Source organism: Crossiella sp. NPDC003009, assembly GCF_053591555.1.
In genome coordinates this window covers 103018-113918 of sequence record NZ_JBSFUA010000026.1, presented here as the reverse complement: position 1 = coordinate 113918, position 10901 = coordinate 103018, and the positions used below count along the sequence as shown (strand labels likewise).

Annotated in this window: 14 protein-coding genes and 1 pseudogene; 8 read left to right on the top strand and 7 right to left on the bottom strand. The window is 70.7% G+C overall.

Annotation, left to right across the window (positions count from 1 at the left end):
• The 4 genes and pseudogenes from ACWDY5_RS25310 to ACWDY5_RS25295 form a co-directional block, all read left to right on the top strand.
• Nucleotides 1-717, top strand: a pseudogene (locus tag ACWDY5_RS25310) (polynucleotide kinase-phosphatase); the annotation flags it as partial.
• Nucleotides 714-1406, top strand: a complete 693-nt coding sequence (locus ACWDY5_RS25305) for a nucleotidyltransferase domain-containing protein (protein ID WP_449724643.1) — start codon at nt 714-716, stop codon at nt 1404-1406. The pseudogene ACWDY5_RS25310 and the gene ACWDY5_RS25305, both read left to right, overlap by 4 nt.
• On the top strand, nt 1403-2170 hold the full coding sequence (locus ACWDY5_RS25300; RefSeq protein ID WP_449724642.1) for a nucleotidyltransferase domain-containing protein: 768 nt from the start codon (nt 1403-1405) through the stop codon (nt 2168-2170). Before ACWDY5_RS25305 ends, ACWDY5_RS25300 begins: the two co-directional genes overlap by 4 nt.
• Nucleotides 2171-2205: 35 nt before the next feature.
• A complete protein-coding gene (locus tag ACWDY5_RS25295) occupies nt 2206-2415 on the top strand; it encodes a DUF4287 domain-containing protein (RefSeq protein WP_449724641.1) in 210 nt (69 codons plus the stop codon).
• Nucleotides 2416-2437: 22 nt separating this feature from the next.
• On the opposite strand, the gene ACWDY5_RS25290 is transcribed toward ACWDY5_RS25295, so the two are convergent.
• Both ACWDY5_RS25290 and mca read right to left on the bottom strand, forming a co-directional pair.
• On the bottom strand, nt 2438-2794 hold the full coding sequence (locus tag ACWDY5_RS25290) for a hypothetical protein (protein WP_449724640.1): 357 nt from the start codon (nt 2792-2794) through the stop codon (nt 2438-2440).
• A complete protein-coding gene (gene mca, locus ACWDY5_RS25285; RefSeq protein WP_449724639.1) occupies nt 2791-3672 on the bottom strand; it encodes a mycothiol conjugate amidase Mca in 882 nt (293 codons plus the stop codon). Before mca ends, ACWDY5_RS25290 begins: the two co-directional genes overlap by 4 nt.
• 127 nt (nt 3673-3799) lie before the next feature.
• On the opposite strand from mca, the gene ACWDY5_RS25280 reads away from it, so the two are divergent.
• Together ACWDY5_RS25280 and greA are read left to right on the top strand one after the other, a co-directional pair.
• Nucleotides 3800-4237 (top strand): DUF4307 domain-containing protein, encoded by a 438-nt coding sequence (locus ACWDY5_RS25280; protein ID WP_449724638.1) that lies wholly within the window; start codon nt 3800-3802, stop codon nt 4235-4237.
• A 178-nt stretch (nt 4238-4415) separates the two neighbouring features.
• The gene (gene greA / locus ACWDY5_RS25275) at nt 4416-4901 is read left to right on the top strand and encodes a transcription elongation factor GreA (protein ID WP_374213078.1); all 486 of its coding nucleotides are present in this window, start codon (nt 4416-4418) and stop codon (nt 4899-4901) included.
• A gap of 48 nt (nt 4902-4949) precedes the next feature.
• On the opposite strand, the gene ACWDY5_RS25270 is transcribed toward greA, so the two are convergent.
• From ACWDY5_RS25270 to ACWDY5_RS25260, 3 genes are read right to left on the bottom strand one after another with little or no spacing between them, the layout of a single operon-like run.
• On the bottom strand, nt 4950-5783 hold the full coding sequence (locus ACWDY5_RS25270) for a CPBP family intramembrane glutamic endopeptidase (protein ID WP_449724637.1): 834 nt from the start codon (nt 5781-5783) through the stop codon (nt 4950-4952).
• The gene (locus tag ACWDY5_RS25265) at nt 5783-6130 is read right to left on the bottom strand and encodes a hypothetical protein (RefSeq protein WP_449724636.1); all 348 of its coding nucleotides are present in this window, start codon (nt 6128-6130) and stop codon (nt 5783-5785) included. The genes ACWDY5_RS25270 and ACWDY5_RS25265 overlap by 1 nt, the downstream gene beginning before the upstream one ends.
• 15 nt (nt 6131-6145) lie before the next feature.
• The gene (locus ACWDY5_RS25260; RefSeq protein WP_449724635.1) at nt 6146-6694 is read right to left on the bottom strand and encodes an Lrp/AsnC family transcriptional regulator; all 549 of its coding nucleotides are present in this window, start codon (nt 6692-6694) and stop codon (nt 6146-6148) included.
• A gap of 136 nt (nt 6695-6830) precedes the next feature.
• Here ACWDY5_RS25260 and hppD point away from each other — a divergent pair, with 136 nt between their 5' ends.
• Nucleotides 6831-7991 (top strand): 4-hydroxyphenylpyruvate dioxygenase, encoded by a 1161-nt coding sequence (hppD, locus tag ACWDY5_RS25255; protein ID WP_449724647.1) that lies wholly within the window; start codon nt 6831-6833, stop codon nt 7989-7991.
• A gap of 113 nt (nt 7992-8104) precedes the next feature.
• Nucleotides 8105-8347, top strand: a complete 243-nt coding sequence (locus ACWDY5_RS25250) for a hypothetical protein (RefSeq protein ID WP_449724634.1) — start codon at nt 8105-8107, stop codon at nt 8345-8347.
• Here the strand turns inward: ACWDY5_RS25250 and ACWDY5_RS25245 are convergent, their stop codons facing one another.
• Both ACWDY5_RS25245 and ACWDY5_RS25240 read right to left on the bottom strand, forming a co-directional pair.
• Nucleotides 8348-9655: an erythromycin esterase family protein gene (locus ACWDY5_RS25245; RefSeq protein ID WP_449724633.1), complete on the bottom strand. Its 1308-nt coding sequence runs from the start codon at nt 9653-9655 to the stop codon at nt 8348-8350. It abuts the gene before it with no gap.
• A 103-nt stretch (nt 9656-9758) separates the two neighbouring features.
• Nucleotides 9759-10898: a cystathionine gamma-synthase gene (locus tag ACWDY5_RS25240; RefSeq protein ID WP_449724632.1), complete on the bottom strand. Its 1140-nt coding sequence runs from the start codon at nt 10896-10898 to the stop codon at nt 9759-9761.
• Between the last annotated feature and the right edge of the window lie 3 nt (nt 10899-10901).

The following is a 10901-nucleotide window of genomic DNA, read 5'->3' as shown; positions in this document are numbered from 1 at the left end:
ATCCGCGAGCAGTACGCCGCGGTCGGCGCGGCCGCCACCGCCGCGCTGCCGACGGCCGCGGCGGTGTTGCGGCAGGCCGCCGGACGCGGGCTGGACGTGGCGGAACTGTTGGCGCGCACCGAGTCCCGGCTGGCCAACGCCACCGCGTTCGAGGCTGTGCACCAGCGCTACTGCTGGCCGACCGAGGATCTGGCCGGCATCCGGCTGGCCCCGTTCCAGCTGCTCGCCTCGCAGGGCCGCAACCACGCGCGCACCGCGCACGCCTGGCACCTGGCGCAGGCTGACAAGATGATCTCGGCGGCGCCCGGACTGTTCACCGCCACCCGCACCATCGCGGTGGATGCCGAGGACCCGGAGTCGGTCGCCAGGGCCGTCGCGTGGTGGGAGGAGCTCACCGCGGCCGGGGGCGAGGGCATGGTGGTCAAACCGGCGGCGAACCTGAGCCGGGGGAAGCGAGGACTGGTGCAGCCGGGTTTGAAGGTGCGTGGCCGGGAGTACCTGCGGTTGATCTACGGACCGGACTACACCGAGCCGGCCAACCTGAAGCGGGTGCGCCAGCGCAAGATCGCCGGCAAGCGGTCGATGGCGCTGCGCGAGTACGCCATCGGCATGGAGGGCCTGGACCGGCTGGCCGCGGGCGAACCGCTGTGGCGGGTGCACGAGTGCGTGTTCGCGGTGCTCGCGCTGGAGTCCGAGCCAGTGGACCCGCGGCTGTGATCGTCCTGGACCTGGTGCGGGAGCACACGATCCTGTCCACGGTGGTCGGCTCGCGGGCCTACGGGCTGGCCGGGCCGGACTCCGACCTGGACCGGCGCGGGGTCTACGTCGCGCCGACCGAGCTGTTCTGGGGCCTGGTGAAGCCGCCGGACAGCGTGGAGGGCCCGGAGCCGGAGCGGCTGAGCTGGGAGGTCGAGCACTTCTGCCTGCTCGCGCTCAAGGCCAACCCGACCGTGCTGGACGTGCTGGCCTCCGGGCAGGTCGAGCAGTGCGGCACGGCGGGCGCGGAGCTGCGCGCGCTGCTGCCCGCGTTCCTGTCGCTGCGCGCGGTGAAGACCTTCCGCAAGGCCACCGAGCAGCAGTTCCTCCGCGCCCAGGCCTCGATGGCCGAGGGCGGGGACCCGAAGTGGAAGCAGATCATGCACGGGCTGCGGCTGCTGCTGGTGTGCGAGCACCTGGTGCGCACCGGCGAGCTGAGCATCGACGCCGAGCCGTTCCGGGACGAGCTGCTGGAGATCAAGTCCGGGGCCAGGGACTGGGAGTCGGTGCGCACCAGGGTGATCGGGGCGCAGGCCGACATCGAGCTGGCCGAGGCGAACAGCCCGCTGCCGCCGATGCCGGATCGGGCCGCGGTGGAACGCTGGCTGGTCTCGGTGCGTCGACGGTCCGTGGAAGGAGAGTTGACGTGAGCTTGCAAGACCTGGACACCACCGTGCTGGCAGGTGTCGTCGCGGAACAGGACCGGCCGCTGGTGTTCGCCACCGTCTCCGGCGCGCACCTGTACGGCTTCCCGTCCCAGGACTCCGACGTCGACCTGCGCGGGGTGCACCTGCTGGCCACCAGCGAGCTGGCCGGGCTGCGCTACGGGCCGGAGACGGTGGAGCGGATGTGGCAGCACGAGGGGACCGAGCTGGACCTGGTCACCCACGACATCGCCAAGTTCGCCCGGTTGCTGCTGCGCCCCAACGGCTACGTGGCCGAGCAGCTGCTCTCGCCGCTGGTGGTGCACACCACGCAGGCGCACCAGGAGCTGATCGCGCTCGCGCCGGGCTTCCTGACCAGCAGGCACGCCCACCACTACCGCGGCTTCGCCAAGACCCAGTGGCGGCTGTTCGAGCGCAACGGCGAGCTGAAACCGCTGCTCTACACCTTCCGCGCGCTGCTGACCGGGGTGCACCTGCTGCGCACCGGGTCGGTGCTGGCCCACCTGCCCACGCTGATCGAGGAGCAGGGCGGCCCGGCCTACCTGAAGGAGCTGATCGCGGCCAAGGTCGAGGGCGAGCACCGGCCGCTGGACTCGGTGCCGGGCTCGCCGGACGCGGAGACGCTGGCCGCGGACCTGCTCAGCTGGCTGGAGTGGCTGGACGTGGCGGAGAACGGCTCGGCGCTGCCGCAGGAACCCTCGGTGCACGAGGAGATGCACCAGCTGGTGCTGCGGCTGCGGCCGAACTAGCTTCTCAGAACCGCACGCACCAGGTAGGAGACGTCATGACCGCAGCCAAGGGCCCGGCCAGCTACTTCCCCTCGATCGAGGCCAAGTACGGCCGTCCGATCAGCGAGTGGCAGGAGCTCATCCGGGCCGCCGAGCCGGCCAAGCACGGCGAGCTCGTCAGCTGGCTCAAGCAGGAGCACGGCCTCGGGCACGGGCATGCCAACGCCCTGGTCGCGCACACCCTGGCCGAGGACCGCGGCAAGTGAGCCGCCAGGCCCCGGACACACCCTAGGCCTCCGGCTGGGCCGCCTTGGCCACCGGCTTGCCGACAGGCCCAGCCGCCGCCTTCGCCTCTGGACCGGCCTCCGCCTTGTCTTCGGGCTCGGCGGCGGGCTTGTCCCCGGCCGCCGCCGTGCCCTCGGCCGGAGCGTCCTTGTCGAAGCTCTGCGGCAGCTTGCGCAGGTGCTTGTTCATCGAGCGCACCAGGAAGCCCACCGCGATGAAGAACAGGATCAGCAGGACCAGCCCCACCGGGCTGGACTTGCCGAAGTCCTCGCCGCGGCCGCCGGGCTCTTCCGGCTTCTTCGGCTGGGCCACCACGAGAGCGGTCGTCTCGTGGTGGCCAACCGTGTCGAGCAAAGTCATGTACGCACCTGGGTCAGGACGCCGGCGAACAGGTCGTCCTCCGGCAACGTGGTGTCGACCAGCGAGCGGGCCAACTCGTACTCCTCGGTGGGCCACACCTCCCGCTGAAGGTCCAGCGGAACCGCGAACCACCTGCTGGTCGGGTCGATCTGGGTGGCGTGCGCCTTCAGCGCCTCGTCCCGGACCTCAAAGTACTCCCCGCACTCCACCTGGGTCGTCACCCGCTCCATCACATCGGGCTTGTCGTTGTCCCAGTGCTTGAGCCACTCCTCGTACGGCGACTCCAGCCCGCGCGCGAGCAGGGTGTCGTGGAAGGTCAGCAGCTTCTTCCTGGAGAAGCCGTGCGAGTAGTACAGCTTCAGCGGCTGCCAGGGCTCACCGGCCTCCGGGAAGCGGTCCGGGTCGCCCGCGGCCTCGAACGCGGCCACCGAGACCTCGTGGCAGCGGATGTGGTCCGGGTGCGGGTAGCCGCCGTTCTCGTCGTAGGTGATCATCACGTGCGGCCGGAACTCGCGCACGATCTTGACCAGCTCCGCGGTGGACTCCTCCAGCGGCACCAGGGCGAAGCAGCCCTCGGGCAGCGGCGGCAGCGGGTCGCCCTCCGGCAGGCCGGAGTCGACGTAGGGCAGCCAGCGGTGCTGCACCTTGAGGATCTCCGCGGCCCGCGCCATCTCCTCGCGGCGCACCGCGGCGAGGTTGTTCACCACTTCCGGCCGGTCCATCGCCGGGTTCAGGATGCTGCCACGTTCGCCCCCGGTGCAGGTCACGACCATGACCTCATGCCCGTCGGCCACCAGTTTCGCGGTGGTGGCGGCACCCTTGCTCGACTCGTCGTCGGGGTGGGCGTGCACCGTCATCAGGCGCAGCTTCTCTGCCATGGATGTTCCTGGTCCTCTCGTCAGCCCGGCGCGACCCCCAGTCGGCGCGGTCATGGATACTCAACGCGGGCGTTGCCGCCCATTGTTCCCTGCGAGTACGACAAAGACGGCCGGGAGGTCCGCGTCGATGGGTGAGCGTCCGCTGCCGGAGGGCCGCTACGGCCGGTCCTCCGATCGAAGGACACCCCAACGGGTGCGGATCGCACTGCTGGTGGCCGGCGTGCTGGTGGGCGGGGTACTGGCTTTTGTCGGATACCGCAACCTCGGCACGACGCCGATCGAGGGCAAGCAGACCGCCTATGAGATCCTCGGCGAGGACGCGGTGAAGATCAGCTTCGAGGTGGCCCGCGACCAGCCGGAACGGCCCGCGGTGTGCATCGTGCGGGCCCGGTCCAAGGACGGCGACGAGGTCGGCAGGCGGGAGGTGCTGATCCCACCCAGTGAGAGCACGGTGATCGAGTCCGCCGTGATCAAGACCTCACGTCCGGCGATCACCGGAGTCGTGTTCGGGTGCTCCTACCAGGTGCCGGAGTACTTGTCGAGCACCACGCGGCCAAGCGGGTGAACTGCACCTGCCAGCGGTCCTCGCCAGCCGTAATTTCCACCCGTTGAACACGTAACCGTGTTACCCTCGCCTGACAGCACGGCCCCGGTGTGGGCCGTGTTTTTCCGTTTCCCGGTGCAGGCTGCCAGGAGCGACCAGCCCACAGCCGTGGGCCTGGAGGAGACGAGGAGTGGTGACCGTGGCCGAGACCGTGACCTGGCTGACCCAGGATGCTTTCGACCGGCTCAAGCACGAGTTGGACGATCTCATTGCCAACCGCCCGGTCATCGCCGCGGAGATCAACGCCCGCCGTGAGGAGGGCGACCTCCGGGAGAACGGTGGCTACCACGCCGCCCGCGAGGAACAGGGCAAGCAGGAGGGGCGGATCCGTCAGCTCCAGGAGCTGCTGCGCCAGGCCAAGGTGGGTGAGGCGCCCACTGAGTCGGGCATCGCCCAGCCGGGCATGGTGGTCACCATCCGCTACGACGGCGATGACGAGAAGGAGACCTTCCTGCTCGCCACCCGCGAGGAGGGCTCGCACGGGGACCTCGAGGTCTACTCGCCGAGTTCCCCGCTGGGCGCGGCGCTGCTGGAGGCCAAGGTCGGCGAGACCCGCGAGTACGCCACGCCCAACGGCCGCACCATGAAGGTCACCCTGCTGGACGCGGTGCCGTACCAGAGCTGAGCGCACGCGGAACGGGCCCGGGGCTGGTCCCGGGCCCGTTCCGCTGTGTCAGAGCAGCCACAGCAGGCTGAGGTGGTTCATCCCGGCGTGCAGCGCGATGACCGCCCACAGGTTCCGGAACCGGCTCCACAGGTAGCCCGCGACCAGCCCGAACGCCCCCTGGATGGCGATCACCGCGGCCAGCGCGTAGCCGGGGTCGCCGAGCACCGGCAGCCGGGTGGGCAGGTGCATCAGCGCGAACAGCAGCGCACTGGCCAGGATCGCGGGCCAGCGGCCGAGCAGCAGCTCCAGCCGGGTCTGCAGCAGCCAGCGGTAGAAGACCTCCTCGCCGATGCTCGCGGTGAGGAAGACCAGCAGGACCCCGATCACCAGCCGCAGCGGGTCGCCGCGCTCCAGCGAGTCCTCAGGCACCCCGAACGTGCCGTGGTAGAGCAGCAGGAAGCCGGCCATCGCGGGCAGCGGCCCCAGCCAGCGCCACCGCGCGGGCGGCCGGGGCACCGGGACCCGGATGCCGCCGGTGAGCGCCAGCGCGGTCAGCGGCAGCGCGAAGAACAGCACCAGCTTGGCCATCCAGCCGAGGCTCTGCGCCTGGCCCATCGCGACCAGCACGGCGAAAACCGCCGGAGTGATCAGCGACACACCCAGCAGCAGCCAGCTCTGGCGCGTCAGCCGGGCCCGATCGGGCGGATCGACGCGCTCCAGCGGGATCGGCGAGACCCGGCGGGCCACGATCATCGCCACCGCGGCGGTCAGCGCGGTGCCCAGCACGGACACCCCGATCGCGCCCTCGGCGGCCACCGGCACCACGGCGTGCCCACTCAGGATCAGCCACAGGGCGCAGCCGGCGAAGACCGCCCAGCCCGCCACCACCACGAGGCGCATCAGTCGACCGGGCACAGCCAACTGACCGGCACGGTCACCGACTCCATGGTCGGCCTGCTCACCAGCGCCCCGGTCGCCGCGTCCACCAGCACTCCCTGGACCAGGTACTCCACTCCCGGCGGCAGGCCCATCCGCTGGGCCTGCTCCGGCGGCAGCGGCAGGCTGACGTTGTGCCGGTCGGCCACCCGCACGCCGGTCACCGCGGCCTGTTCACCGAGCACCGCGCCCGTGCCGGTGACGGTCAGCTCGAACTCCTCCGGGCCGCTGAACAGCCAAGCCAGCGTGCCGTGGTTGTGGCGGGGCTGAACGCGGTAGGTCGCCCCGACCTCGACCTCGTGCGCATGCATGGATCAAGGATCCCATTACTCCGTGCCGACCAGCCGTTCCAGCAATGGGCGCACCCTGGGCGGCACCGGGGTGGACAGCGCGATCGAGGTGGAGGTGCGCTGCACGCCCTCCACGTCGACCACCTCGTCGATCACCCGCTGGAGGTCGTCGTTGTCCCTGGCCACCATGCGCACCAGCAGGTCGCCCTGGCCGGTGGTGGCGTGCACCTCGCACACCTCGTCGATCGCGGCCAGGTGCGCGGTCACCTCGCCGCGGTGGCCCTGGGCGATCTCCAGCACGGCGAAGGCGGTCAGGCCGTAGCCCATCGCGGCCAGGTCCAGCGCGGGCGGGAAGCCACCGAGCACACCCCGGCGCACCAGCCGGTCCAGCCGGGCCTGCACGGTGCCGCGGGCCACGCCCAGCCGCCGCGAGCACTCCAGCACGCCCAGCCTCGGCTCGTCGGTGAGCAACAGCAGCAGCTTGGCATCCAGCGCGTCCAGCGCCTCGTCGTCGGTGGGAAGCAGGTCACACCTCCTGGTCAGTCTGCTCAACCTGATCGAGGAATCGGCAGTGGTACTGAGCATTTTGCCCAGTGGATTTCCTGAGTGTTGCACATCTTGTCGCGCGACCTCATGCTGCGGTCACCGAATTGACCTGCGGGGCACTGGAGGAAACGTGACCGAGACGATCAGCCACGGCCCGGACAAGACCATCGACGACGTGAGCTTCGACCAGCTCCGCCAGCTCGTCGGCCTGGTCGACTACGACGAGAGCCGCGACCCGTTCCCGGTGAAGTCGATGGACGCGGTGGTCTTCGTGGTCGGCAACGCGACCCAGACCGCGCTGTTCTACCAGTGGGCGTTCGGCATGGAGCAGATCGCCTACTCCGGCCCGGAGACCGGCAACCGGGACCACAAGTCCTACGTGCTCAAGTCCGGCTCGGCCCGCTTCGTGATCACCGGCGGGGTCCGCCCGGACAGCCCGCTGCTGGACCACCACCGCGCGCACGGCGACGGGGTCACCGACCTCGCGCTGGAGGTCGCCGACGTGGACAAGTGCATCGAGTGGGCGCGGCAGCAGGGCGCGACCGTGCTGACCGAGCCGCACGACGTCTCCGACGAGCACGGCACCGTGCGGATGGCCGCGATCGCCGCCTACGGCCAGACCCGGCACACCCTGATCGACCGCACCCGCTACAACGGCGTCTACCTGCCCGGCTACCAGCCGAAGAAGGGCGCCTACGTCAAGCCCGAGGGCGCGCCCAAGCGGGTCTTCCAGGCGGTGGACCACTGCGTGGGCAACGTCGAGCTGGGCCGGATGGACTACTGGGTCGAGTTCTACAACCGGGTCATGGGCTTCGTGAACATGGCCGAGTTCATCGGCGACGACATCGCCACCGACTACTCCGCGCTGATGAGCAAGGTGGTGGCCAACGGCAACCACCGGGTCAAGTTCCCGCTCAACGAGCCGGCGGTGGCCGCGCGCAAGTCCCAGATCGACGAGTACCTGGAGTTCTACGGCGGCCCCGGCGTGCAGCACATCGCGCTGGCCACCAACGACATCCTGGCCACCGTCGACCACATGCGGGCCGCGGGCGTGGAGTTCCTGGAGACCCCGGACTCCTACTACGACGACCCCGAGCTGCGGGCCAGGATCGGCAACGTGCGGGTGCCGATCGAGGAGCTGAAGAGGCGCAAGATCCTGGTCGACCGGGACGAGGACGGCTACCTGCTGCAGATCTTCACCAAGCCGACCGGCGACCGGCCCACGGTGTTCTTCGAGATGATCGAGCGGCACGGCTCGCTCGGCTTCGGCAAGGGCAACTTCAAGGCGCTGTTCGAGGCCATCGAGCGCGAGCAGGAGCGCCGCGGCAACCTGTGACGGGCTGAACCAACGCGCCGGGCGGGCCGTTCACCGGGTAGTGATCCGGGGAACGGCCCGCCGGTTTCGCGGGGTTCGGTAGGCTGGCAGCAGTCTTGGCCTGGAGGTGGCGGATGGCACGTGTGCGCAGCAGTGGCGCGTTGCCGCTGGCGGTCGCGCTGAGCACCGCCGCGCTGCTGACCGGGGCCGCGGTGTTCACCGTGGTGCGGGTCAGCTGCCACGACCCCGGCCAGTACGTCCAGCACAACGGCATCGTCGAGCTGATCGGCGGCTGTGTGGAGCAGGACGACCTGCCGGTGGGCCCGAAGCAGCCCGAACCGGCCAAGCCGGAGCAGCAGGCCCCTCCGGGCGTCTGATCACTTCCTCGGTTCGGCTGCTCGCACCTGGTGCAGGTGGATGAGCACGTCGTAGGAGCGCGCGAGCGCGACCGTGTGGTTCTCCTGGGGGAAGACGGTGCCGATGCCGCGGGTGGGCCGGGAGTCAGCGAGCCAGGCACGGGCGGCGGGCGGCGCGGTCCGCAGGTCCAGGTAGAAGTCCCGGTGCCGGACCCGGTCCAGGGTGTGCTCGTTCATGCCGGGCTCAGCCGCGCCCACGCTGAACTTCCGCCACGCGTCGCCGAGGGCGCCGTCGGTGGACAGGAACGAGCCCCGGTCGAAGGTGAAGCCGACCGGCAGGTAACCCGAGCCCAGCTCATCGCGCAGGAAGGCCCCCTGCGACTTGGGGTAGGCGGCCGGGTTGTCGGCGACGTAGGCGATGTGGCTGTTGTGCGCCGAGACCAGCACCTTGTGCCCGGTCTGCCGCTGCCACCAGAGCACGTTGCGCGCCATCACCTCGTCCCGGAAGCGCTGGTACTGGGCCATCCCTGCCGGGTCGCCGAGGTCAAGGGTGAGGAAGTGGGCGGTCTCGGCGATGGAGCGGGCGTTCTGCACCGCCAGCTCGAACTCCGGGCCACGGCGGGGCAGCCCGCTGATCCGGTCCAGCGCCTGCCGGGCCCGCTCGGCCTGCCGCTCGCGCTCCTCGACCGGCTTGCGCAGGTAGGCGAAGACGTCGTCCAGCGGACGCAGGCCGCTGTAGTACTCGCCGAGCTCCGGCAGGTACCCGGTCACCCGGTCGAAGAACTCGTCACCGACCCTGGGCGCGTTCAGGTCGTCGCCGACGAAGTGCACGGTGCGGCCGGGGTTGCGGCGGTTGTGCTCGCGCATCCACTCGATGAGGCTGACGAACTCCTCGCGGTCCCACGGTGACCCGCTCAGCGTCTGCTTGACGATGGCTCTGGCCTCGCCCTTGCCGGTCTGCAGGAACTCGTTGATCTTCAGCCCGGCCGACCAGCTCAGTTCCAGCGCGAAAGCCCGGAAGCCCTTCTCCCGCACCAGGTAGCGGAAGACCCGCTCCTTCATGGCGAAGAACTCGTGCGAGCCGTGGGTGGCCTCGCCGAGACCGACCACGGAGGCCTCGCCGATCATCCGGCCCAGCGCGCGCAGGTCGGCGGCGCCGCCACCCGGTTCGGTGGCGCGCAACGGGTGCGCGGCCTGTTCCAGCGCCCGGACCGGGTCCCGCTGGGGCAGGCTCGCCTGGGCCGCGACGGGAGCGAGCAGGGCTCCCGTCGCGACCACGGCGGTGGCGAGCAGGGCCCGCCTGGTGAGGTGCGTTCGCTGACTTGCCATGGCTGTAGATCCTCATCAGCGCGGTGCCGCCGCACACTGGTGCGCGCTGCCGGGATCATCCGGGGGCAGGCCCCACCCCCGGCGGGTCAGCCCAGTCCCTTGGTCAGCCCAGGGCTTGCAGCAGGTCGGCGACCAGGTCCGCGCCGTCCTCGATGCCCACCGACACCCGCACCAGGTCCGAGGGGACCTGCAGCAGCGAGCCCGCGGTGCTGGCGTGCGTCATCTTGCCGGGGTGCTCGATCAGCGACTCCACCCCGCCGAGGGACTCGGCCAGGGTGAACAGCCTGGTCTTGGCGCACACGTCCAGCGCGGCCTGCTCGCCACCGGTGACGGTGAAGGAGACCATGCCGCCGAAGCGGCGCATCTGCTTGGCCGCCACGTGGTGGCCGGGGTGGTCGCTCAGGCCCGGGTAGAGCACCGCGCCGACCTTGGGGTGGTCGAGCAGGGCCTGGGTGACCAGCTCGGCGTTGTCGCTGTGCTTCTCCATCCGGACCGCGAGGGTCTTCAGCCCGCGCAGGGTCAGCCAGGCGTCGAACGGGCCGGGCACCGCGCCCGCGCCGTTCTGGATGAAGGCGAACTTCTCGGCCAGCTCGTCGTCGTCGGTGACCAGCGCGCCGCCGACCACGTCGGAGTGGCCGCCGATGTACTTGGTGGTGGAGTGCAGCACCACGTCCGCGCCGAACTCCAGCGGGTTCTGCAGGTACGGCGAGGCGAAGGTGTTGTCCACCACCAGCTTCGCGCCCGCGGTCTGCGCGAGGCCGGCCAGCGCGGCGATGTCGGCGATGTTGAGCAGCGGGTTGGTGGGCGTCTCCACCCAGATCACCTTGGTGTTGGGCCGGATCGCCGCCCGCACCGCGTCCACATCGGACAGCGGGACGGGGGTGTGCTCGATGCCCCACTGGGAGAGCACCTTGTCCACCAGGCGGAAGGTGCCGCCGTAGGCGTCGTCCGGGATGACCAGGTGGTCGCCGGGGCGCAGCACCGAGCGGAGCACCGCGTCGGTGGCGGACATGCCGGAGGCGAACGCCCGCGCGTGCCTGCCGCCCTCCAGCGAGGCCAGGCAGGTCTCCAGCGCGGTCCGGGTGGGGTTCCCGGTGCGGGAGTACTCATAGCCGCCGCGCAGCCCGCCGACGCCGTCCTGGGCGTAGGTGGAGGTGGCGTGGATCGGCACGATGACCGACCCGGTGGTGGGGTCGGGTTCCTGGCCGGCGTGAATGGCCCTGGTCGCGAAGCCGTCGTTCATGGG

Bases quoted from the DNA above. Each gene is read 5' to 3' on its own strand.
- ACWDY5_RS25295 (WP_449724641.1), top strand. From the start codon at position 2,206: ATGACCGCAGCCAAGGGCCCGGCCAGCTACTTCCCCTCGATCGAGGCC.
- ACWDY5_RS25290 (WP_449724640.1), bottom strand. From the start codon at position 2,794: ATGACTTTGCTCGACACGGTTGGCCACCACGAGACGACCGCTCTCGTG.
- mca (WP_449724639.1), bottom strand. From the start codon at position 3,672: ATGGCAGAGAAGCTGCGCCTGATGACGGTGCACGCCCACCCCGACGAC.
- ACWDY5_RS25280 (WP_449724638.1), top strand. From the start codon at position 3,800: ATGGGTGAGCGTCCGCTGCCGGAGGGCCGCTACGGCCGGTCCTCCGAT.
- ACWDY5_RS25270 (WP_449724637.1), bottom strand. From the start codon at position 5,783: ATGCGCCTCGTGGTGGTGGCGGGCTGGGCGGTCTTCGCCGGCTGCGCC.
- ACWDY5_RS25265 (WP_449724636.1), bottom strand. From the start codon at position 6,130: ATGCATGCGCACGAGGTCGAGGTCGGGGCGACCTACCGCGTTCAGCCC.
- ACWDY5_RS25260 (WP_449724635.1), bottom strand. From the start codon at position 6,694: ATGCTCAGTACCACTGCCGATTCCTCGATCAGGTTGAGCAGACTGACC.
- ACWDY5_RS25250 (WP_449724634.1), top strand. From the start codon at position 8,105: ATGGCACGTGTGCGCAGCAGTGGCGCGTTGCCGCTGGCGGTCGCGCTG.
- ACWDY5_RS25245 (WP_449724633.1), bottom strand. From the start codon at position 9,655: ATGGCAAGTCAGCGAACGCACCTCACCAGGCGGGCCCTGCTCGCCACC.
- ACWDY5_RS25240 (WP_449724632.1), bottom strand. From the start codon at position 10,898: ATGAACGACGGCTTCGCGACCAGGGCCATTCACGCCGGCCAGGAACCC.